The sequence below is a fragment of the uncultured Tenacibaculum sp. genome (genome assembly GCF_947502995.1).
GTDB lineage: Bacteria > Bacteroidota > Bacteroidia > Flavobacteriales > Flavobacteriaceae > Polaribacter.
Genome location: NZ_CANNBW010000003.1, coordinates 39051 through 62120 on the forward strand (window position 1 = coordinate 39051; position 23070 = coordinate 62120).

At 31.2% G+C, this 23070-nt stretch carries 16 protein-coding genes; 9 read left to right on the forward strand and 7 right to left on the reverse strand.

The features are described 5' to 3' along the window. The first annotated feature begins 77 nt into the window (after nt 1-77). The 7 genes from trkA (at nt 78) to Q1A46_RS03035 (ending at nt 12021) form a co-directional block, all read left to right on the forward strand. On the forward strand, nt 78-1424 hold the full coding sequence (gene trkA / locus Q1A46_RS03005; RefSeq protein WP_299673829.1) for a Trk system potassium transporter TrkA: 1347 nt from the start codon (nt 78-80) through the stop codon (nt 1422-1424). Further along, nucleotides 1424-2926 (forward strand): TrkH family potassium uptake protein, encoded by a 1503-nt coding sequence (locus Q1A46_RS03010; protein ID WP_299673831.1) that lies wholly within the window; start codon nt 1424-1426, stop codon nt 2924-2926. The genes trkA and Q1A46_RS03010 overlap by 1 nt, the downstream gene beginning before the upstream one ends. 205 nt (nt 2927-3131) lie before the next feature. Next, nucleotides 3132-3788 (forward strand): phage tail protein, encoded by a 657-nt coding sequence (locus Q1A46_RS03015; RefSeq protein WP_299673833.1) that lies wholly within the window; start codon nt 3132-3134, stop codon nt 3786-3788. Between the two features lie 119 nt (nt 3789-3907). After that, on the forward strand, nt 3908-8644 hold the full coding sequence (locus Q1A46_RS03020; RefSeq protein ID WP_299673835.1) for a YDG domain-containing protein: 4737 nt from the start codon (nt 3908-3910) through the stop codon (nt 8642-8644). Between the two features lie 24 nt (nt 8645-8668). Next, nucleotides 8669-8836 carry a hypothetical protein gene (locus Q1A46_RS03025; protein WP_299673837.1) on the forward strand — a complete coding sequence of 56 codons (168 nt, stop codon included), beginning with the start codon at nt 8669-8671 and terminating at the stop codon, nt 8834-8836. A 155-nt stretch (nt 8837-8991) separates the two neighbouring features. After that, nucleotides 8992-11829, forward strand: a complete 2838-nt coding sequence (locus Q1A46_RS03030; protein WP_299673839.1) for a lamin tail domain-containing protein — start codon at nt 8992-8994, stop codon at nt 11827-11829. A 24-nt stretch (nt 11830-11853) separates the two neighbouring features. Then, nucleotides 11854-12021 carry a hypothetical protein gene (locus Q1A46_RS03035; RefSeq protein WP_299673837.1) on the forward strand — a complete coding sequence of 56 codons (168 nt, stop codon included), beginning with the start codon at nt 11854-11856 and terminating at the stop codon, nt 12019-12021. A gap of 74 nt (nt 12022-12095) precedes the next feature. Here the strand turns inward: Q1A46_RS03035 and gyrB are convergent, their stop codons facing one another. The 4 genes from gyrB to Q1A46_RS03055 all read right to left on the reverse strand — a co-directional run bounded on the left by gyrB (nt 12096) and on the right by Q1A46_RS03055 (nt 19900). Further along, entirely contained in the window at nt 12096-14033 is a 1938-nt protein-coding gene (gyrB, locus tag Q1A46_RS03040; RefSeq protein ID WP_299673841.1) for a DNA topoisomerase (ATP-hydrolyzing) subunit B, read from the reverse strand. Between the two features lie 366 nt (nt 14034-14399). After that, complete coding sequence (locus Q1A46_RS03045) at nt 14400-17096, reverse strand: ATP-binding protein (RefSeq protein WP_299673843.1); 2697 nt, start codon at nt 17094-17096, stop codon at nt 14400-14402. Between the two features lie 795 nt (nt 17097-17891). Further along, nucleotides 17892-18527: a leucyl/phenylalanyl-tRNA--protein transferase gene (gene aat, locus Q1A46_RS03050; RefSeq protein ID WP_299673845.1), complete on the reverse strand. Its 636-nt coding sequence runs from the start codon at nt 18525-18527 to the stop codon at nt 17892-17894. Beyond that, nucleotides 18527-19900: a short-chain fatty acid transporter gene (locus tag Q1A46_RS03055; RefSeq protein ID WP_299673847.1), complete on the reverse strand. Its 1374-nt coding sequence runs from the start codon at nt 19898-19900 to the stop codon at nt 18527-18529. The genes aat and Q1A46_RS03055 overlap by 1 nt, the downstream gene beginning before the upstream one ends. A 98-nt stretch (nt 19901-19998) precedes the next feature. Between Q1A46_RS03055 and Q1A46_RS03060 the strand changes: the two genes are divergently transcribed. Further along, nucleotides 19999-20622, forward strand: a complete 624-nt coding sequence (locus Q1A46_RS03060; RefSeq protein ID WP_299673849.1) for a YqaA family protein — start codon at nt 19999-20001, stop codon at nt 20620-20622. Between the two features lie 74 nt (nt 20623-20696). After that, a complete protein-coding gene (locus Q1A46_RS03065; RefSeq protein ID WP_095074113.1) occupies nt 20697-20936 on the forward strand; it encodes a DUF1456 family protein in 240 nt (79 codons plus the stop codon). Nucleotides 20937-20972: 36 nt separating this feature from the next. On the opposite strand, the gene Q1A46_RS03070 is transcribed toward Q1A46_RS03065, so the two are convergent. The 3 genes from Q1A46_RS03070 to Q1A46_RS03080 form a co-directional block, all read right to left on the reverse strand. Next, nucleotides 20973-21521, reverse strand: coding sequence for a hypothetical protein (locus Q1A46_RS03070; RefSeq protein WP_299673851.1), 549 nt, complete (start codon nt 21519-21521; stop codon nt 20973-20975). Nucleotides 21522-21673: 152 nt separating this feature from the next. Continuing rightward, entirely contained in the window at nt 21674-22042 is a 369-nt protein-coding gene (locus Q1A46_RS03075) for a DUF3127 domain-containing protein (RefSeq protein ID WP_095074117.1), read from the reverse strand. Nucleotides 22043-22046: 4 nt separating this feature from the next. Beyond that, nucleotides 22047-22910: a flavin reductase family protein gene (locus tag Q1A46_RS03080; protein ID WP_299673854.1), complete on the reverse strand. Its 864-nt coding sequence runs from the start codon at nt 22908-22910 to the stop codon at nt 22047-22049. Between the last annotated feature and the right edge of the window lie 160 nt (nt 22911-23070).

Sequence of the window (23070 nt, forward strand, 5' to 3'; positions counted from 1 at the left end):
TTAAATTTAATCTCATTTTTTGCTGAATCTTTTCATTTCAAAAATGTATCTTTGTACTCTATTCGTTAATTTTTAATATGAAAATTATAATAGCCGGAGCTGGTGATGTTGGATTTCATCTGGCTAAACTCCTATCATACGAATCTCAAGACACTTATATTGTCGATTTAGATGGCGATAAGCTGAATTATATTAATAATCACTTAGATGTTATTACTAAAAAAGGAGATGCTACTTCAATAAAACTTTTAAAAGAAATAGGAATTGGAAATGCCGATTTACTTTTAGCTGTTACAGAAAATCAAAACACAAACTTTACGATTGCTGTAATTGGAAAAGCTTTAGGAGTGAACAAAACAATTGCTAGAATAAAAAATCCAGAATTTTTAAGTAGTGAAACAATAGACTTTAAAGATTTTGGTGTTGATTTTATGATTTCTCCAGAAGAATTAGCTGCTGAAGAGATCAAATTATTATTACATCAATCTTCTTTTAATGATACTGTAGCCTTTGAAAATGGTTTATTTAACGTAATGGGAACTACTTTAGGTTATAAATCACCTATTGTAAATCTTTCTGTTAAAGAAGCTAAGGATAAATTCAATATGGTAGATTTTATTACCATTGCGATTAAAAGAGAAGGAATTGCTCAAACAATTATCCCTAGAGGAGATACTGAGTACAAAATGAACGATCAGGTTTATTTTTCTGTTCCAAATTATAGTATTGAAAAACTATATCCTATCATTGGAAAAGAGCATTTAGACATTAAAAACGTAATGATCTTAGGTGGTAGTAGTATTGGTAAAAAAACAGCAAGAAATCTTTGTAAAGACAACTTCAAGGTAAAATTAGTTGAAAAAAACAGAGACAAAGCTTTAACTCTTGCTGAAGATTTAAGAACTACTTTAGTTATTAATGGAGATGGAAGAGAATTAGAGCTATTAGAAGAAGAAAATATTAGAGACATGGATGCTTTTATTGCAGTTACAGGTGATTCTGAAACAAATATCATGTCTTGTTTAGTAGCAAAATCTAAAGGTGTTAGAAAAACCGTAGCATTAGTTGAAAATATGGATTATATCAATATTTCTCAAACTATTGGAATCGACACCTTGATAAATAAAAAGTTAATTGCGGCAAGTAATATTTTCAGACATATTCGTAAAGGAGAAATTCTTGCGCTTGCCAACTTACATAATATTGATGCAGAAGTTTTTGAATTTGAAGTACAATATGGTGCTAAAGTAACAGAAAAACCTATTAGAGAACTTCGTTTCCCTAGAGAAGCTGTATTCGGAGGAATTATTAGAAACGGAAAAGCATTAATGTCTTTTGGAGATATGCAAATTCAAGCAGGTGATCATGCCATTGTATTTTGTTTACCTGAAGCTATTTCAACTGTTGAAGACTTATTTAACTAATGGAAAGTTTAAATCTCAAATTAATTTTTCGTTTTTTAGGAATTACTGCCGTTTTAAACGGTCTTTTTATGTGGTTAGCAATTCCTTTTAGCTTACACTTCAGCGAAAAAGATGTTGTTCTTGGAATTTTAAATGCTGGTATTATTACTATTTTTATCGGTCTTTTATTGTTCTTTTTCAATAAGCCGACCAACAAGAATTTACAAAAGAAAGAAGGTTATCTTATTGTTACATTAGGGTGGATTATTCTAACGTTAACAGGAATGCTTCCATACTTACTAACAGGAAGTATACCTTCTATTCCTAACGCACTTTTTGAAACTATTTCAGGATATTCAACTACCGGTTCTTCTATTTTAACAGATATAGAAAGTATGCCTAAAGGAATCCTTTTTTGGAGAAGTGCTACACATTGGATTGGTGGAATGGGAATAATCGTGCTTACAATTGCTATTTTACCTCTGTTAGGAATTGGTGGAATGCAATTATTTTTAGCTGAAGCTCCAGGACCATCCGCAGATAAATTACATCCAAGAATTACAGATACTGCAAAACGTCTTTGGTTAATTTATGTTGGACTAACTATTGTTGAATTTCTTTTATTGAAGGTTGCAGGAATGACTTGGTTTGATGCTATAAATCATGCTATGGCTACTGTTAGTACTGGAGGATTCTCTACTAAAAACGCTAGTGTTGCGCATTGGAACGGAATGCCTTTAATACAATACATTATTATATTCTTCATGTTTATTGCAGGAACCAATTTTGTATTGACTTATTTTGCTCTGAAGGGAAAACTAAAGAAAGTAATACAAAGTGAAGAATTTAAATATTACGCATTAGGAATTTTCTTAGTAACAGTTGTAGTTACATTGTCTATAATTTTCTTCCAAGATGATTCTTTAAAAACAACCATAGAACACCCGATGGTATTAGGCAAAGTAGAAAGTTCTTTTCGTCACTCTTTATTTTCTGTAATCTCTGTGGTTACTACTACAGGTTTTGTATCAGCCGATTTTACAATGTGGAGTTATTTTGTAACTGGTATTTTCTTTGCTTTATTCTTTGTTGGTGGTTCTGCAGGTTCCACTTCTGGAGGGGTAAAAGTTGTACGTCATATTGTAATGCTAAAAAACAGTTTTTTAGAATTTAAAAAATCTTTACATCCTAATGCTATTATTCCAGTTCGTTATGACGGAAAAGCAGTAAAACAAACTATTGTATTTAATATTCTTTCATTCTTTATTTTATACATGCTAATTTTTATTGTTGGAGCTGTTGTTTTAGCCTTAATGGGGTTAGATATAAAATCTGCTCTTGGTGCTTGCGCTTCATCTCTAGGTAATATTGGTCCAGCAATAGGAAGTGTTAGCCCAGTAGACAACTTTTCTCACCTTTCAGTAAGCGCAAAGTTATTTTGCTCTTTCTTAATGTTAATTGGTCGTTTAGAGCTTTTTACTGTGTTAATTTTATTTACTCCTTTCTTCTGGAAAAGAAATTAGAAAATTATTTTTCATACACCTTTTCAATAACACTTTTACAAATTTTAACTTTTGTTAAGAAACGATATTTCACTCATTACCAAAAAAACTGCACTTGTGATTTAAAGTACTACACTCATTACTTTTTAATTCATGTTAGCTAGATGCTATAGTAATTTTACGTTGGAATTATATATAAGAATTACTAACTAAAACTTTAATAAACATGAATTCAACAAAAAAAATTATCGGATTATTATTTATTGTTTTCTCTCTTTCGGGATCAATAAAAACTGAAGCACAAGAAGGTTTCATAGGAGAAATCAGAATGTTCGCTGGAACTTTCCCTCCTAGAACATGGGCTTTTTGTGAAGGTCAATTATTATCAATCTCTCAAAATCAAGCTTTGTTCTCGATCATAGGTTGTCAATACGGGGGTGATTGTAGAACAACTTTTGCTTTACCAGATTTAAGAGGTAGAGTTGCTATATCGGCAGGTCGAGGACCAGGTTTACAAAATTATGCTCAAGCAAGTAGAGGAGGATCAGAATATACCATATTAACTCAGGCTCAATTACCAAGTCATACTCATTCAGCTGCAATGAGTGGTGGAAGTGCTAATTTATTACTTAGTACTGATGCAGCTACAAGAAGTACTCCTCAAGCTGGTGATGTTCCTGCTGCTGCTCAATTTGGAAGTGGATTAAGTGCTCAACAAGTAAAAGCCTATGGACCAGCCAACAATACAGTTAACGGACAAGCTCTAGGAGGAAACATTTCCGTAGGTTTTACTGGAGGTAGTCAACAAGTTGATAAAAGACAACCTTATTTAGCTGTACGCTACATCATATGTTTACAAGGGGTTTTTCCTTCAAGAAATTAAACTCTTAAAACAACAAAAACTCCTATATAAATTTTCATAGGAGTTTTTTTATTCAACATAAACACCTCCTAATCAGAACATTTTTTTTTATATTTAGAAATCTAATTAAACTACAAAAAATGAAACAACTTTACTTTAAATGTATAACAAAACTTTTGTTTTGTTTTACTTTATTATTTAATTTTCAGGAGAGTTTTGCACAAACACCATCACCTGGGACTATGGAATTTGGAAGTTCATTAGTTGTTCTTGCTAATTCAACAAACCCTTCAGCAAATGCTTCAGTAAACACATTACTTAACAATTTTGATGTTTCTGGTGTATCTAGTAATGATAGATTTATTGCTTTCGCTAACTCTGGAAATGAAGGAGGAACTGATGCTATAGGAAGTCCTACTGATCATGTTTTAACATGGACAGGTAATATTTCTGGTTCATTTTCATCAGGAACCATGAGCTCTACAGATGGAACAGAATTTGGTATTACAGCAATGGAATTTGCTTACGCTATATCTACTGGGGGAGCACCTACTATAATAGCTTTTACATTCGAAGGAAAAAAGGATGGTAATACTGTAGGTACTATTGTATTAAGTACTCCTCCTCATAATACTGAAATTAATATTGATTTTACATCTCCAACTACTGGATCATTTGCAGATATTGATGAAATTGTTATCACTCCTGCAGCACCTATTAGTGGTGGATTTTCAGTTGACGAGATGGTAATTATAACTCCAGTATCTAATACAGATCCTACAATTGTTATTGATAACACAACACTAAATTATACTGAAGGAAACGCTGCAACGCAAATAGATGCTATTGGAACAGTTAATGATGCTGATGGCGATGCAGATTGGAATGGTGGAACATTAGTAGCTCAAATTACAGGTAATGCTGAAGCAACAGACGAAATAAGTATTTCTGATACGGATGGAGATGGAACGGCAATTACTGTTAGTGGCACGAACATCTTAGCCAATGGATTAGACATTGGTGATTTAAGTGTAAGTGGAGGAATAGCAACAAATAATACAACGCTTACTATTACTTTTGATAGTAATGCTACCAATGCTAACGTTCAAGAAGTGTTACAGTCTTTACGATATAGAAGTACTTCTACTACTCCTGGAACATCTATTAGAACTATTACTATTACAGCTAATGACGCTAATGCTGGTACAGCTAATGATACAAGAACTGTTAGTGTTAGTACAGTTCCTAATACAACAAGTGTAAATGTTCCTTTTAATGGAACGTATATCGCAAGTCAAAACTTAGATTTCACAATAAATTTTGACGAAAATATTATAGTCAACACTACAGGAGGTACTCCACAGTTAGCTATTACTATCGGTAGCACAACTCGTCAAGCGACTTATCAAGGTGGTTCAGGAACTACTACTTTAGCTTTTAGGTATACTGTACAAGCTGGTGATGTTGATTCTGATGGAATATCAGTAGGAACACTTTCTGCTAACGGAGGAACCTTACAAAACGGTTCAGGTACTGATGCTGATTTAACTTTAAATAGCATTGGTGTTACAACTGGGGTTTTAGTTAGCGCACCTATTACATTAACAATTACTGGACTAACTGGTGATGATAAAGTATATGATGATACTACTGCAGCTAGTGCTTTTGGAACTGCTACTCTATCTGGAGTTGTTGGTGGAGATGATGTATCTTTAGGTGGTAGCCCAGTATTCACATTTGCTTCTGCCAATGTGGGAACTGGAATTACAATTAATACAACTGGATATACTATCTCTGGAACAGATAGTGGAAAATATATCTTAACACAACCAACTTTATCTGGAGACATTACAGCTAAAGAATTAACCATTACTGGACTTACTGGTGATGATAAAGTATATGATGATACTACCGCAGCTAGCGCATTTGGAACAGCTACTTTAGTAGGTGTAGAATCGGGTGATGATGTATCATTAGGTGGTAGCCCAGTATTCACATTTGCTTCTGCTAATGTTGGAACTGGAATTACAATTAACACTACTGGATATACTATTTCTGGAACTGATAGTGGAAATTATACGCTAACTCAACCAACTTTATCTGGAGACATTACAACTAAAGAATTAACCATTACTGGACTTACTGGTGATGATAAAGTATATGATGATACTACTGCAGCTAGCGCTTTTGGAACTGCTACTTTAGTAGGTGTAGAATCGGGTGATGATGTATCGTTAGGTGGTAGTCCAGTATTCACATTTGCTTCTGCCAATGTGGGAACTGGAATTACAATAAATACTACTGGATATACTATTTCTGGCACCGATAGTGGTAACTACACACTAACACAACCAACTTTATCTGGAGACATTACAGCTAAAGAATTAACCATTACTGGACTTACTGGTGATGATAAAGTATATGATGATACTACTGCAGCTAGTGCTTTTGGAACTGCTACTTTAGTAGGTGTAGAATCAGGTGATGATGTATCGTTAGGTGGTAGTCCAGTATTCACATTTGCTTCTGCCAATGTGGGAACTGGAATTACAATAAATACAACTGGATATACTATTTCTGGCACCGATAGTGGTAACTACACACTAACACAACCAACTTTATCTGGAGACATTACAGCTAAAGAATTAACCATTACTGGACTTACTGGTGATGATAAAGTATATGATGATACTACTGCAGCTAGTGCTTTTGGAACTGCTACTTTAGTAGGTGTAGAATCAGGTGATGATGTATCTTTAGGTGGAAGCCCAGTATTTACTTTTGCTTCTGCCAATGTGGGAACTGGAATTACAATAAATACTACTGGATATACTATTTCTGGAACGGATAGTGGAAATTATACACTAACACAACCAACTTTATCTGGTGATATTACCGCCAAAGAATTAACTATTACTGGACTTACTGGTAGTGATAAAGAATACGATGACACTACTGCTGCTAGCGCTTCTGGAACTGCAACATTAAATGGTGTAGAAACTGGTGATGATGTATCTTTAGGTGGAAGCCCAGTATTTACTTTTGCTTCTGCCAATGTGGGAACTGGAATTACAATAAATACTACTGGATATACTATTTCTGGTACGGATAGTGGAAATTATACACTAACACAACCAACTTTATCTGGTGATATTACCGCCAAAGAATTAACTATTACTGGACTTACAGGAGACAATAAAGTATTTGATGGAACAACTAACGCAACAGCTACAGGTACTGCAACATTAAATGGTGTAGAAACTGGTGATGATGTATCTCTAGGCGGAAGTCCAGTATTTACTTTTATTTCTGCAAGTGTTGGAACTGGAATCACAATTAACACCACTGGATACACTATTTCTGGAACTGATAGCGGAAATTATACATTAACACAACCAACTTTATCTGGTGATATCACTAGCGCTGCGATTACATGGACAGGAACTACAAATAACGACTGGAATACTGCTTCTAATTGGAATACAAATATGATTCCTGTATCTAGTTCTGATGTAACTATACCAAATGGTATTACTAACTACCCTACTATATCTTCAGCTGTAACTGTAAATTCTATTAATATTGCTTCTGGAGCGTCATTAATTGCAAATGCTTCAGTAACTGGTAGTACTACATACACAAGAAACCTACCTACAACAAATTGGTATTTAGTTTCTGCTCCAGTGTCTGGTGAGACTCAACAAGATATAATCGCTGGTCATACTTTTGCTACTGGATCTGGTTCTAATATTGGTATCGGCGCATTTACAAACAATGGAGTAAATCCTTGGGTATATGCTACAAATGCTACTAGTGGACCATTAGTTTCAGGTGCAGGTGTATCTATGAAACTTGCCGCTGCAGGTGATGTAACTATTACAGGAAACGTAAATACTACTAATGTAAGTTTTCCAATAGCTACTGGTACTAGAAACAATTTCAATTTAATTGGTAACCCTTATACATCTTTTGTAAGCTCTAGTACTTTTGCTTCAGCTAATACAGGTTTACTTAGCGAAGAAACTGTTTGGTTATGGGATGGATCTCAATATGTAACTTATAATTCTATGTCTCCAATACAAATTGCACCAGCACAAGGTTTCTTTATAGAGGCAAGTGGTTCTGGTAATGTTACATTTTCTACTGCAAACCAAAGTCACCAAGGTAGTGATACTTTCATGAGACAAGTTCCAAATGCTACTTTTGAATTATTTATTGATAATGGTACTAATAAAAAATCTACAAAAGTATTTTATGCTGACAATAAAACTAAAGGATTTGATAACGGCGCTGACTCTAAAATGTTTGGTGGTATCACTCAAAACTTTGCAGTATTCACAGAGCTATTAGAAAATAATGCAGGAAAAAAATTAGCAATTCAAACTTTACCTAATACAAATTTAGACACAATGATTATTCCTGTAGGGTTAATTGCTGAAGCGAATAAAGAAATTACATTTTCTGTAGTTTCGTCTGATTTACCTACTGGAATTGAAGTATATTTAGAAGATAGAATTAATAATACTTTTGTAAATCTTTCTGAAGGAAGTCACAAAATTAAAACTACTTCTGCCACTAATGGAACAGGACAATATTACCTTCATACCACAGCTAAAAGATTAAGTAATGAAGATATTATTAATAACTTTAACAATGTTAGTATTTATAAATCTGCTTCGCAAGAACTTACTGTTACAGGATTACAAGGTAAAGCTTCAATTAAAGTATTTTCTATCTTAGGAAAAGAAGTAAACAAAACTGTTATTAATTCTAACGGAAATAGTAAGATTAATTTACCAGTTTTACCTTCAGGTGTTTATGTAGTTAGGATTTCTTCTGATTTAGGTAGACTAACTAAGAAAATAATATTAGAATAATTTAATCCTCTAAACGAAGTAATCATGACTAACAATAAAGAAAATAAGCAAGAGATCACTCGAAAAGAGGCTCTTAAAAAAATAGGAAATTATGGTAAGTATACTGCTTTAACAGCATTAGGAACTTATTTAATTTTAAATCCTAAAAAAGCACAGGCTGCTTCTCCTGAAGACCCAGGAACTGGATTTTAAAATAAAATTATTACAAACAAAAACCTCAAGATAAATCTTGAGGTTTTTCATTTTCATTATTAACAAATTGTTAACATTTCAACAAAAACATAATTAAAGTCACACTAAGCTCTCATTTTTAGTAATTTGCTCTCTCTTAAAATAAATAAACTAAAATGAGAAAAAATTACTTTTTTATTTATCTAATACTTTTTATTACACCACTGATATCTAATAGTCAGACTACGGTAAAGTTCCAAAGTTTCGAAAGTGGATCTGATGACTGGAATTACACAATAACCCCTGCTACTTACAATATTTCCGGTGATGTATGGGCTTTAGTATCTTCTTTAGGAGGATCAGTAAACGGACCACAAGATGGCAGCACATTTTGGGGAATGAGAGATTTAGATAATGCTAATGGTGGAGGTAGTTTTAATCACACCATAGCATTTGACAATGTAGACATATCATCTTCTACTGGAGTTAACATCTCTTTTTATTACATTACAGACGGCTTTGATTCAACAGACAATATTAGTGTTGAAATTTTCCATGATGATGTTTCTCAAGGAGTAACAGATTTAAATAAAAATACTGACGCTTGGACTGAGTTTACAGCCTCTGTACCTGATACTGTTAATAATGTTAGAGTAACAATTATTGCCAGTCAAAATGGAGGAACTGATTATGCAGGAGTAGATAATTTTAGAATCACTGAAGCCTCAACTAATCCTTCAGTCTCTTTCGATAACAGTACTAGTAATATTAACGAAACTAACAGTACTGTAAACACGTTAATCCCAGTTACGTTTACCAACTACTCTTCAGATGTTACTGTTGGAATTACGGTTGACCCTTCTAGTAGTGCTCAAGCTGGTGATTATACACTTAACACAAATTCTTTATCATTTACTGGAAACGGAACTCAAAATATTTCCTTAGACATAAATAATGATGTAGATTTTATCAACGAAACAGTAATATTAAACTTAACTGTTAGTAGTGGTTCTGCAGACATTATAACATCTCAACATACTGTAACTATAAATGATGATGACATACCTTTAGTGATAAACGAAATACACGCAGATCCTGATGCTACAAATGGTGATGCAAATGGTGATGGAACTGTAAATACTTCTCAAGATGAGTTTATTGAAATTTATAATATTTCCGGTAGTGACTTAGATATTTCTGGGTGGGTTGTCGCAGACGCAGTTAATGATAGACATACTTTCCCATCTAATACTATAATACCGGCTAATGAATCTATTGTTGTATTTGGAGGAGGAACACCAGTAACAGTACCAGGTTTAGTTCAAACTTCAAGCAGTAGTACACTAGGGTTAAACAATGGAGGGGATTCAATAATAATTAAAAATGATACTGGAATTACAATAATTTCCGAATCTTATGGCAGTGAAGGTGGAAATAATCAATCAATTGCTAGAAATGATGATTTAACTGGAACATTCGAACAACATTCAACTATTGTAAGCAATGCTGTATTATTTTCTCCAGGTAGAGACAATACAGATAATACTCCTTTTTCTTCTTCTATTAAGTGGACAGGAGCGACAAACAACGATTGGAATACGACTACGAATTGGTTAGGAGGAGTTGTTCCTTCTGGTAGCTCAGATGTTGTTATACCTGCAGGGTTAACTAATTATCCTACTGCATCTAGTTTTATATTCGTAAATAGCATCACTTTTGAGTCTGGAACATCTTTAATATTCGGTACTTTTGTTAATGGACAAATTACATACAACAGAAATGTAACTTCAAATTGGCACTTGGTAGCTTCTCCAATTAACGGAGAAAGCATCGATAATTTAATCACTAATAATAACTTTGCTACTGGAAGTAGTACTAATATCGGTATTGGTTTATATGATAATGATAATGCTACTACACCATGGCAATATCAAAATAGTTCTTCAACTAGTGCCTTAACAAGTGGAACTGGTATTTCAGTAAAATTAAATACTTCATCTATAGTTTTTAAAGGAAATATGTATACTGGTTCAGATGCAATACCTGTTACAACTGGTAGTCGAACTGATTTTAACTTAATCGGAAACAGATATACAGCTTATTTAGATTCTGATGCTTTTTTAACTAACATATCGAATGTTCCTGCATTAGCAGAGCAAACTATTTGGTTATGGGATGGAACACAATATGTAACAAAAAACCTGGCAGAGTCTATAAAAATTGCTCCAACTCAAGGATTTTTTATTAGAGCAGCAATTGATACCAATGTAGCTTTAAATCCAGCTATGCTTTCTCATAACTCAACTGATACTTTTTTACGTCAAACACCAAAATCTTCTTTTGAATTATTTGTAAATAATGGTGAAACTGAAGGTTCAACTAAAATATTTTACATAGACGGAAAAACTAAAGGTTTTGATAACGGTTATGACTCTAGAATATTTGAAGGTGTAAATCAAAAATTTGCAGTATTCACAGAATTACTAAATAATAATGATGGAAGAAAGCTTGCTATTCAAACTTTACCAAATAACAATCATGAAACAATGATTATTCCTGTAGGTTTAACTGCTGAAGCTGGACAAGAAATTACATTCTCAATCAAAGAAAACAATTTACTTTCTGGTATAAATATTTATTTGGAAGATAGAGTAAACAATACTTTTGTAAATCTTTCGAAAAACAATCACAAAGTAACTTTAAAAGAAGCATCTAACGGTACTGGACAATATTATATTCATGCTACTTCTTCTAGGCTAAGTAATGAAGAAATTATAAATAATTTCAACAATGTTAGTATTTATAAATCTGCTTCACAAGAACTTACTGTTACAGGATTACAAGGTAAAGCCTCAATTAAAGTATTTTCTATCTTAGGAAAAGAAGTTAACAATACTGTTATTAATTCAAACGGGAATAGTAAGATTAATTTACCAAACTTATCTTCAGGCGTTTATATCGTTAGACTTTCTTCTGATTTAGGTAAACTAACTAAGAAAATAATAGTAGAATAATTTAATCCTCTAAACGAAGTAATCATGACTAACAACAAAGAAAATAAGCAAGAGATCACTCGAAAAGAGGCTCTTAAAAAAATAGGAAATTATGGTAAGTACACTGCTTTAACAGCATTAGGAACTTATTTAATTTTAAATCCGAAAAAAGCGCAAGCTGCTTCTCCTGAAGACCCAGGAACTGGATTTTAAAATAAAATTATTGCCAATAAAAAACCTCAAGATAAATCTTGAGGTTTTTTTTGAACTTAGTATTAAATAATTGATTATGCGTCGATATTTGCATATTTCGCATTTCTTTCTATAAAATCTCTACGTGGTGGAACTTCGTCTCCCATTAACATAGAGAAAATTCTATCAGCTTCAGCCATATTTTCAATTGTAACTTGGCGTAATGTTCTAAACTCAGGATTCATTGTTGTATCCCATAATTGTTCAGCATTCATTTCTCCAAGACCCTTATAACGTTGAATAGAAGCTCCGCCTCCCATCTTTTGGTTAATTAAATCTCGTTGATTATCATCCCAAGCATATTCTCTCTTCTGTCCTTTTTTCACTAAATATAAAGGCGGTGTAGCAATGTAAATATATCCTTGCTCAACCATCTCTTTCATGTAGCGGAAGAAGAATGTTAAAATTAATGTAGCAATATGCGAACCATCGACATCGGCATCACACATAATTACTACTTTATGATATCTTAATTTTGATAAGTTTAATGCCCTTGGATCTTCTTCTGTTCCGATTGTAATTCCTAAAGCTGTAAACATGTTTTTGATCTCTTCATTCTCAAAAACTTTATGTTGCATTGCTTTTTCTACATTAAGAATCTTACCACGTAATGGTAAAATTGCTTGGAAATTACGGTCACGTCCTTGTTTTGCAGTTCCACCTGCCGAATCTCCCTCGACTAAGAATATTTCACAAACTGCCGGATCAGTTTCAGAACAATCAGATAATTTACCAGGTAAACCTCCAATACTCATAACTGTTTTACGTTGTACCATTTCTCTTGCTTTACGAGCTGCATGACGAGCTTGAGCTGCAAGGATTACTTTTTGTACAATCGTTTTAGCATCGTTAGGATTTTCTTCTAGATAATCAGTTAACATTTCTGAAACTGCCTGAGATACAGCAGAAGTTACCTCTCTGTTTCCTAACTTTGTTTTAGTTTGTCCTTCAAATTGAGGTTCAGCTACTTTTACAGATACAATTGCTGTTAAACCTTCACGGAAATCATCACCTGAAATTTCAAACTTAACATTCTTCAACAATCCAGAAGTATCTGCATATTTTTTTAAAGTTCCTGTTAAACCTCTTCTAAATCCAGATAAATGCGTTCCTCCTTCATGTGTATTAATATTATTTACATATGAATGTAGGTTTTCAGCATATGAATCATTATAAATCATTGCTACTTCAACAGGAATTCCATTCTTTTCTCCTTCCATTGAAATTACATGCTGAATAACCGGTGTACGTGTACTATCTAAATACTTTACAAACTCAGATAAACCTTCATTACTATGGAAAGTTTCAGCTATAAAATTACCTTCATCATCTTTATTACGCTTATCTGTTAACGTAATAGTTATTCCTTTATTAAGATACGCTAGCTCACGCATACGTGTAGCTAAAGTCTCATAATTATACTCTGTAGTTTGCTGGAAAATACTTTTGTCTGGTAAGAAAGTTACTTCTGTACCTGTTATGTCTGTTTCTCCAACTGTTTTTACAGGATATAATGTTTTACCACGCTCATACTCTTGCTCCCATATTTTCCCTTCTCTATGAACTGTAGCTTTTAAGTGGTCTGAAAGTGCATTCACACAAGATACACCTACTCCGTGTAAACCTCCGGATACTTTATATGAATCTTTATCGAACTTACCTCCTGCTCCAATTTTAGTCATTACAACTTGTAAAGCAGAAACCCCTTCTTTTTTATGTAAACCTACTGGAATTCCTCTACCGTTATCTCTAACAGTAATAGAGTTATCTTCATTTATATCAACAGAAATTACATCACAGTGACCAGCTAAAGCCTCATCAATAGAGTTATCTACTACCTCATATACTAAATGATGTAAACCACGAACACCAACATCTCCGATATACATGGAAGGACGCATACGTACGTGTTCCATCCCTTCAAGAGCCTGAATACTATCGGCAGAATAATTGTGCTTTTTTTCTTCGCTCATATTTCGAGTTTATTTTATTACTTAATTTTACATTTAGGGACAAAAAAAGACTTAATTAATGTTTAAAATTCAATTAATTATAATGTCTTATTCATAAAAGAGGTCCCCCGACGATATCGTTATAATTTCAAACGATAGCTTACAAATTTACATTTTTTTAACCTCAAAATAAAGTTTTTAAGAAGTTTTATCGTTAAGTTATCAACATTAAAGACAAAAAGAAAAAATAGCTTAAATCAACTAAAAACACCCTTAAATTGAATTTAAACATTAAGAAAAGTCTTATCCTGAAAGAAGAAAAAGAAAAAACTCTTAAAGGTCTTTATTTAAATTTAATTGATGGTAATATTTTTAATCTAATCGTTTTTATATTTCTGTTTTTACTCTTTTAATAAGTATCCCAGGTTTTATACCAAATCTATTCGTAAATACTTTATTAAAATAAGATCGACTATTTAGACCGACTGCAAATATTACTTCGTTTATAGATTGATAGACATTATTTAAAATTAAATCGTAAGCCTTTAGTAATCGAATTTCTAAAATTAATTTTACTGGAGATAATCCTGATTTCGCTTTAATAATTTGCGTGAACTGTTTGTGACTATATCCGCAAAGTTTTGCTAATTTATTCACGCTAAAATCTTTGTCATTAATATGTTCTAAGACAATAGCATTTACTCTTTTCATTAAATCTGCATAAACTCCATTATAAGTTAATGATGTATTTTTTATGTTTTGCAATTGCTTTTGGTATACTTCTTTTTCAATCAAATAATTTATACGTGTAAGTAACTCTGTATCTTTAAAAGGCTTAATTAAGTAATCATTAATTCCAAGTTCTGTATATTTCTTATCATCATAATCTTTACTTGAAGTAGTCATAATTACAAATGGAGTTTCTTGATGTAATTTTTGTTTGTTTAATTCTTCTTTCAATTTATATCCATTCATTACCGGCATTCTTAGATCTGATAAGATTAAATCAAACGCTCTTTCTTTCAATTTTATAAATGCTTGTTTTCCATCAAAAGCAAATGAACAATTAAATGACGGAGATAAAAGTTCATTGATGTAATTTATAATTTCTATGTTATCATCTACGATCAAAATACTTGGCATATCTTCAGGATCTTCGACATCTATTTCTGTTTGTGCTGTTATGTTTTTAAATTTAAAACTTTCATCATCTGTAAACATTAAATAATCATCTAATTCCATTGGTAGAATGACTTTAAAAACACTTCCTTTTCCTTTTTCACTACTTAAAGTAATTGTTCCTCTTAATTTATTTATTAACTCATAAACTAAAGATAAACCTATACCAAATCCACCATAAATTTGATTTTGCTTAGATTGATAAAACCTATCGAAAATTAATTTTTGTTCTTCTTTATCAATACCTATTCCCTGATCTTTAACTGTAATAATTAATTGATTTGAAAATAATTCAGCAATAAAATGAATAGATTTTTTGGGCGCAGTATATTTTATGGCATTGGAAACTAAATTGTTTATGATTTTCTTTAAACTATCATAATCGTAAACAATATTTTGAGAGTTACTAATATTAGATTTATAGAATAGCGCTATATTTTTAATCTCTGCTACACTTTGAAAAGAACTTACAGATTCTTCTATAAACTTCCCCATTTCTAATGAATTCGTTTTACTCATTACATGTTCCTTTTCTAACTTAGATAGCGTTAAAAAATTTGTAAGTGAGTTTGCTATATTCTCTGTACTTCTTTTCGCTAGGTTAGTGTATTTTAAAACTTTAGAATAATCTAAAGGATTATTCCCAATCAATCTTAAATACCCTATTATAATTGTAACTGGCGTACTTATTTCATGTGATAAATTTTCTATGAAACGATTTTTAAAATCTGTTACAGCTTTAATTTTTTCATACTCATAAAACAACTGTATTCTTTCTTTTCTTCTCTTAAAATGAAAAACAAAATATAAAATTACTAAAACTGAAAAAGTAATTAAGAAGGTATAAAAAATATAAAATTTTCTCTTTTCTAAAAGAAACTTATCCTTCATCTTGTTTCGTTCTTGAAGCTCGAGAATTTTATCATCATAATGCAGTTTAAAGTTCAAAATTGAAGCTTGTGCATTGATATTATAATTTTTTAACGCATTTCGTATTAAAGAATATTCTTCATAAGCCTTTAACGCTTTTTCATGATTTCCCAATTCTTTATGAGACATATATGCTACTTTATGAGCTTTAATTTTGGTAAAGTCTTCTACTCTATTTAAAAACTCACTTTGCTTAACAGAATCGACATACAACAAAGATTTTTCATATTCTTTTGCCTTAAAAGCCAACATTGCTAAACCGATATGTTTTTTTACATTATCACAAATCAAAGCTAACCTAGGAGTTTCGTAAGCTTTCTTTATATATTTCTTAGCCGAATCTTGCTCATTTAATCTCGTGTATCTTCTAAGCAGTTCTTTATAGTAATGTTTTAAAACAAAAGGATCTCGTAACAAACTTCTATCTATTTTATTCAAAATTGATACAGCTACTCTATTTTTTCCTTTTGAAGCTATAAACGAAGCATGGTTTATTAAAATTCTCTGATCATAATAACTATCTTTTGATTTATATAGGTATTCAGACATTAAAACAGAGTCTATTTCTTTAGATAAGTCGACACTATTTATTTTTTTATAAAACATAGCTAATTTCACATAGCTATCAATCTGACTTTCTAAATCATTATTCTTTTTAAAATAATCCACAGCTTCATAAAAACTATTTAGCGCTTTATAATATCTTCTTTGCTCTGTATGAATTTTAGCTAAATTCATTTTAGCTTTTCCTAACAGCCTAAAATTTTTAGTTTCTAATTGTATTAAGTCATCGTAATAAATAACCGAATCGTAATTATGATTAAAAGCATGATACTTTATAAGACTTAAATATGAGTTTGATTTTACCTCTTTTACTAAATTAGGATTTACTACTTGTTCGTCTAATTCTTTTAATAACTGATGGGCTCTATCAAAATTAGTTTGCAAACTAACTTTATTTTCTTCGCTCAGCATTTTTTTACATAAAGATCTAATAAGAACAGTATCGTTAATTGTAGTTTCGGGCTCTTGTTGTAATTGTAGTACAGGATTACTTATTTTAAAAAATACGAGTAAGAACAGTGGGTTAAACATGGCGCAAATATCGATAATTTTTAAAGCGAAGCGACTTATTTAAGCGTAAGAAGAAAAAAGAAGAACAAAAAAGTAAAAAAAGAACACTTTTTCCTTACAAAAAAGTAGGTTAAAGTTAAAAATCAGCACACAAAACAAATCTTTTTAATAGAGCTTTGTCATAAAGTTACACCCCCTAATCTATTATGATTTTAATCAAATCACACATTTGTTTTGTTGTATTAAAAACACTCTCATTCTAAAAAAAGACTTCAAAAGAGAAAAGGAAACTAGTTTACAAACAAAAAATTTTAAAAGAATTTCAGGAATACTTTTTAGTTTATTCATCCTGATAACGATTGTTAAGTTTTGGGAGAAGTCTTAGCAAAAGTTAACGTTTTTTTCATCTAAAGCAATTTAGATTTTTGTGGGTGAATCGGGTGCCCTTTTGGGGCGCCCTTCTTTAAATAAATAGAGTTAAAAATATAAAGCATTAAAGATTATTTTCCATCAGACTCTGTTGGATTATTTGTGGGGATTATTAAGGTGTCTGCTTAGACACCTTTTTTCATTTCTTAGGATTGACATTTAGATTTAACAAATCAAAAAAACAAAAAAATGTATATTTGAAGTTCATTAGTAATTAAGTCTTTTCAACATCTTAGTATTTTAATTACTACTACTAAAAAGGGGTTTTTATGCCCCTTTTAAATATTTTAAAAACGTATTTCTAGGTATCTCTCTTGCTCCTAAACTTTCTAAATGATCGTTATGCACCTGACAATCTATAAGTTTATAACCGCATTCTTTAACCAAATAAATAAAAGCAACTTTACTCATATTACTTGCTTTACTAAACATACTTTCTCCACAAAAAACACCATTTCCTAAATCAACTCCATACAAACCACCAACTAGTTTTTCGTCTTTCCACACCTCAATAGATTTTGCAAAACCAGCCTGAAAGAGTTTTAAATAAGCTGTTTTCATATCATCTGTAATCCAAGTTCCATCTTGATCTTTTCTAGAAATACTTTTGCAATTAGAAATAACAGCTTCAAAATTAGTATTTCTAGTAACTTTAAAATCTTCTTTTCTTAGTACCTGTCGCATTGATTTAGACACTTTCAACTCATTAGGAAACAACACCATTCTTTCTGAAGGAGAATACCAAACTATGGGTTCACCTTCATTAAACCACGGAAAAATCCCATTACTATATGCGAAAATTAAACGCTCTACAGATAAATCTCCTCCTAAAGCTAAAACTCCTTCTTCTGAAGCAAATTCATGTGCAGGAAATTCTAACTCTTCTCCAATCCAATAATACATTATAATATAATTAAGCCTAAAATATAAATAACAGATCCAACCAACATGGCTATTAATGTGTATGGTAAAATCTCTTTTGCTTTTAGTTTTGTGATTCCTAATAAAGGTAAAGCCCAAAATGGCTGTAACATATTAGTAATTTGATCACCATAAGCTAATGCCATAATAGCCTTTGGTAAAGGAACACCTAACTCTAAAGCACTCTGTAAAACTATTGGTCCTTGTACAATCCATTGACCACCTCCACTTGGCACAAAGATATTTACTAATCCTGCGCTAAAAAAAGTAAATATCGGAAGAGTTGTTTCTGTAGAAATAGAAACAAAAAAATCTGAAACTAAAGTAACCATCCCTGTACTATTCATGATTCCCATAATTCCAAAATACAAAGGAAACTGAATTAAAATTCCAGATACATCTGAAATAGCAACACCAATAGCTTTTATGAATTGTTTAAAATTACCATGTAAGATAATAGCCAAACCTAACATAAAAAGATTAATAAGGTTAGGTGTTATTTTTAAACTCTTAATATCAGAAAAATATCTAAATCCGAAAGCTATTAGAATTATTACTCCAAATACAATACCTAAAAGCTTTGAATTATCTAACTTTTCTGCTTTTGTATTCACTTCGTCTTCCGTTTCTAATTGATAAATTTCTAAATTAAAAGTCGTTGGCTTAACCTTTTTTCCAATAAAATAAAAAACTGAAGCCACACTTAACATGACCACAAAAAACAACAATAAATTCCACCAGCTAAACACAGTTTGATTATAACTAATTACTTCCGGAATTTTAGTTAAGTGTAGATTTTCTGGACTTACCATACTTCTTAAATGTCCTTCTTCATTGATTTTTATTGGTGCTGAACCAGAAATTCCTCCATGCCAAACCATTAATCCTACATAACCAGCCGCTCCTATTAAAGGGTAATTTAAATCCAAATCTTTTTGTTGAGCATCTTCCGCAACTCTTCTTGCTAATAAAGCACCAAATATTAATCCTAATCCCCAATTAAAAAAAGAAACTAACATTGTTGCTGCACTTACTATGAAAGCACTATTAGCTGTATTTGTACAATATTGTGTTAGTTTAGCTATTAAATTACTCATAGGTTTACTCAAAACCAATACATGACCAAGTACTAAAATTAGCATCATTTGATAAGCAAATACCAAAAGATTATTACTCCATAATCCTTTTTCCCAAAAACCTAAAACATCAAAAAAATAAGCAACTGTATTTGTAGTTTCTGGTTTAGTAAACAACAATGCTAATATTAAAGTTAAAAAAGTGAGTAATACTGCAATAGTAAAAGGAGAAGGAATATACTTTTTGAAAATATTTTCAATAATTTTAGTAATCTTCATAATAGTTTGGATTGGAAGTTAAAAATAGAAAGATTTAACTTTTCTAGTCTGAAAAAGCTCACTATTTTTGCGCTCTTAAATGTTTGATGGAGACGCAAATGAAAAAAAAAGGAGTTAAAAAGCAAAAAGACGCTCATGTAAAACGCTTGCACAATTATTATCAGCGTACAGGATTTTATATGTTTATATGGGAAAGCTTAAAAAAAGCTTTTATTCCTGTAGTTCTTGTTGTTATCGGTTTATTTCTTTTCAATAAATATGTGTATAACATTAATGATGGTTTACAAACTATGACAGAGACCTTCTCTAGAACAAGTTTGTTAATTACTTTCTTTGTTTCTGAAACTATACTAGGTTTAGTTCCACCTGAAATTTTTATCGCCTGGTGTAAAAAAACTCCAACACCTGTAATTAATTTAGCTTTATTGGCAACTCTTTCATATGCTGGAGGAATTGTTGCTTACTATTTAGGTAAATCTTCATTAAAAATAAATGCTATAAAAGAATACTTAGAAGTAAAAATGGCAAAGCATTTAAAGAACACTAAAAAATGGGGAGGCTTTTTAATTCTAGTAGGAGCATTATTACCATTACCTTTTGCTATAAGTTGTTTAACTGCCGGTATGATTAAGTACCCTATAAAAAATGTGATTATATTTGGTTTATTCCGTTTTTTAAGATTTGCAATTTATGGCTGGGCTATATTTTCGGTAGTAAATTAATTTATTACTCTTCTTAGCCTTTTCTTTCACCTATTTTATTTAAATTAAAAGATTATAAACTATACTTATACTAAATGGCATTAACAAATAATGATATTTTTAAAAAATTAAGAGTAGCACACAAACTACGAGATACTGACATTATTGAAATTTGCGCTTTAGTGGATTTCAAAGTTTCGAAAGGAGAATTAGGAGCATTTTTCAGAAAAGAAGATCACCCAAAATATATGGAGTGTGGAGATCAAATTCTTAGAAACTTTTTAAATGGATTGATTATACATTTAAGAGGTCCAATGCCTCCAAAAAATAAATAAAAAAAGGTTCTAATTTAAAATTAGAACCTTTTTCGTTTAATTGGTATAGGTAAAAAACTTTGTTCGCTCTTCATCGTGAGAACCTGCAAACCCAAAATAACTTGGAGATAACTTCGGCAATTTTTTAAATGATTCGTCTTCCACAAGAAATGGTACAACAGCTTTAATAATGAAATAAAATATTGTTACTATTTCTAAATAATCGTTTCCTATTTTCTTCCACGCTCCTTCTCCATTTACTCCAAAGTGTTTTTCAAAAAACACATCATTATCAATAGCAGAATTATTCATGATACAACCTTCATCATAAGCAATTTCAAAATCATTATTTGGCATAAAATCTATCTCAATATCACTTCCGTATTCATTCCAGCAAACATCTATTACCCCAATTTTTTCAATATCACTATATCTTAATTTATCTTTAGTAATAGAATTTAAATAATTAGTCATAGCAGCTAAACATCTATTCGCTTCAAATTCCCAATCTACTTTTTTAATAACCTGAATGTTTTCTTCTTGTTCAAATCTATCTTTAATCAAAGCTTCTAATTCAGTATAGAAGTTATCTGAAAGTATTTTCATTATTAAATATTTAAATGAATTTAAGAACTGTAATTTTAATTGATGTAAACGAAATTTATTACCCTGAATTCAAGGTTTATCAAACTATATTATATACAAAAAGCCTCGTGAATCTCACAAGGCTTTTTATATATACATCTTTATTTTTCTTCTTAGAAAGGTAAATCGTCTGGCTCGTTATCTGTTAAATCTGGAGCTGGTTGAAACTGATCTACTGGTGGTACATTTTGTCCAGCAGCAGCTTGTTGTAAACTTTCAATTCTCCATCCTTGGATTGAATTAAAATACTTAGCTACACCTTCTGGATTAATCCATTCTCTACCTCTTAAGTTGATTGAAACTTTTACATCTTGTCCAACCTGAAAAGAGTTTAATAAATCACATTTATCTTGGATAAATTCAATAAGTATCATTTGCGGATACTGTTCGTCTGTAGTTACAACAAGTTCTCTCTTTCTGAATCCATTACTTCCAAAAGTTTGAGTCTCGTTAATAATTTTAATTTTACCTATAACTTCCATAATCTTACCTATTTATCAAAAGTACCTTCCAAGCACTTTCTACATCATTTTTGTCTAAATATTGTTGTGCAAATGTATGCTTTTTTTCTTCTGATAACCCCAAGTATTCAGGATGTTCTTGAGCAAAGTTATCAACAACTTCTGCATTTGGTAAAGCTTCTACATTGGCTAAAACACCTAAATTATTTCCTGTTAAAACAGTACTATTTCGAATTGGCTCTGGAATTTGATCTACTCCAATCCCTAAAGTTGATAATGGTTTAGGAATTTCAAAGAAACCATCTCTTGCTCTAGAATAAAAGCTTCCTCCTGCTCTAGATACTAGATCTATTTTATATTGATCTATTAAACCTTCTTCATTTAAAACCTCTTCTTTAATATGAACTTTAACCACTTCACAAACAATTAAATTCCCAGCTCCACCTTCATTTCCTGTATAAATAATATCATTTACTTTACATTCAAATTGTACAGGAGACTCTGCAACTCTAAACGGTTTTACTTCTTCAGAAGGCAACATCGTTAATCCTGCTTTTACAAATTCGTTTACTCCTTTAGGATACATTGTACTACTTAACGACATTTGTTGAACAATATCGTAATTAACAATATTGATTACTACTTCTTTTATTTTCTCTACATTATCTAACGTATGCTTAGTCGTATTATTTCTAACACTTCTTGCTGGAGAAAAAATCATAATTGGTGGATTGGCTCCAAAAACATTAAAAAAACTAAATGGAGAAAGATTTGGATTTCCTTCTTCGTCGATAGTACTAGCAAAAGCTATTGGTCTAGGCGCAACTGCACCTAATAAATATTGATGTAATTTTCCTGTAGATACTTCTTTAGGATTTATCGTTAACATGATTTTTGTTTTGAATACTGTACTGTAAATATACTACGGATTAAGTTATAAAGTTATACTCTTAGAATAGTTTATATTTGACTAATGGGTTTTCTTAAAAATATCTTCTGGATAAAACGATTTATAATATTCATTTGTTTTGCTATTGTTTCTTTGATTT

Coding starts and splice junctions, on each gene's coding strand:
- gyrB (WP_299673841.1), bottom strand. CDS start 14,033: ATGAGCGAAGAAAAAAAGCACAATTATTCTGCCGATAGTATTCAGGCT.
- trkA (WP_299673829.1), top strand. CDS start 78: ATGAAAATTATAATAGCCGGAGCTGGTGATGTTGGATTTCATCTGGCT.
- Q1A46_RS03070 (WP_299673851.1), bottom strand. CDS start 21,521: ATGAAAATACTTTCAGATAACTTCTATACTGAATTAGAAGCTTTGATT.
- Q1A46_RS03045 (WP_299673843.1), bottom strand. CDS start 17,096: ATGCTGAGCGAAGAAAATAAAGTTAGTTTGCAAACTAATTTTGATAGA.
- Q1A46_RS03065 (WP_095074113.1), top strand. CDS start 20,697: ATGGCATTAACAAATAATGATATTTTTAAAAAATTAAGAGTAGCACAC.
- Q1A46_RS03060 (WP_299673849.1), top strand. CDS start 19,999: ATGAAAAAAAAAGGAGTTAAAAAGCAAAAAGACGCTCATGTAAAACGC.
- Q1A46_RS03035 (WP_299673837.1), top strand. CDS start 11,854: ATGACTAACAACAAAGAAAATAAGCAAGAGATCACTCGAAAAGAGGCT.
- Q1A46_RS03010 (WP_299673831.1), top strand. CDS start 1,424: ATGGAAAGTTTAAATCTCAAATTAATTTTTCGTTTTTTAGGAATTACT.
- Q1A46_RS03030 (WP_299673839.1), top strand. CDS start 8,992: ATGAGAAAAAATTACTTTTTTATTTATCTAATACTTTTTATTACACCA.
- Q1A46_RS03025 (WP_299673837.1), top strand. CDS start 8,669: ATGACTAACAATAAAGAAAATAAGCAAGAGATCACTCGAAAAGAGGCT.
- Q1A46_RS03080 (WP_299673854.1), bottom strand. CDS start 22,910: ATGTTAACGATAAATCCTAAAGAAGTATCTACAGGAAAATTACATCAA.
- Q1A46_RS03055 (WP_299673847.1), bottom strand. CDS start 19,900: ATGAAGATTACTAAAATTATTGAAAATATTTTCAAAAAGTATATTCCT.
- Q1A46_RS03075 (WP_095074117.1), bottom strand. CDS start 22,042: ATGGAAGTTATAGGTAAAATTAAAATTATTAACGAGACTCAAACTTTT.
- Q1A46_RS03015 (WP_299673833.1), top strand. CDS start 3,132: ATGAATTCAACAAAAAAAATTATCGGATTATTATTTATTGTTTTCTCT.
- aat (WP_299673845.1), bottom strand. CDS start 18,527: ATGTATTATTGGATTGGAGAAGAGTTAGAATTTCCTGCACATGAATTT.
- Q1A46_RS03020 (WP_299673835.1), top strand. CDS start 3,908: ATGAAACAACTTTACTTTAAATGTATAACAAAACTTTTGTTTTGTTTT.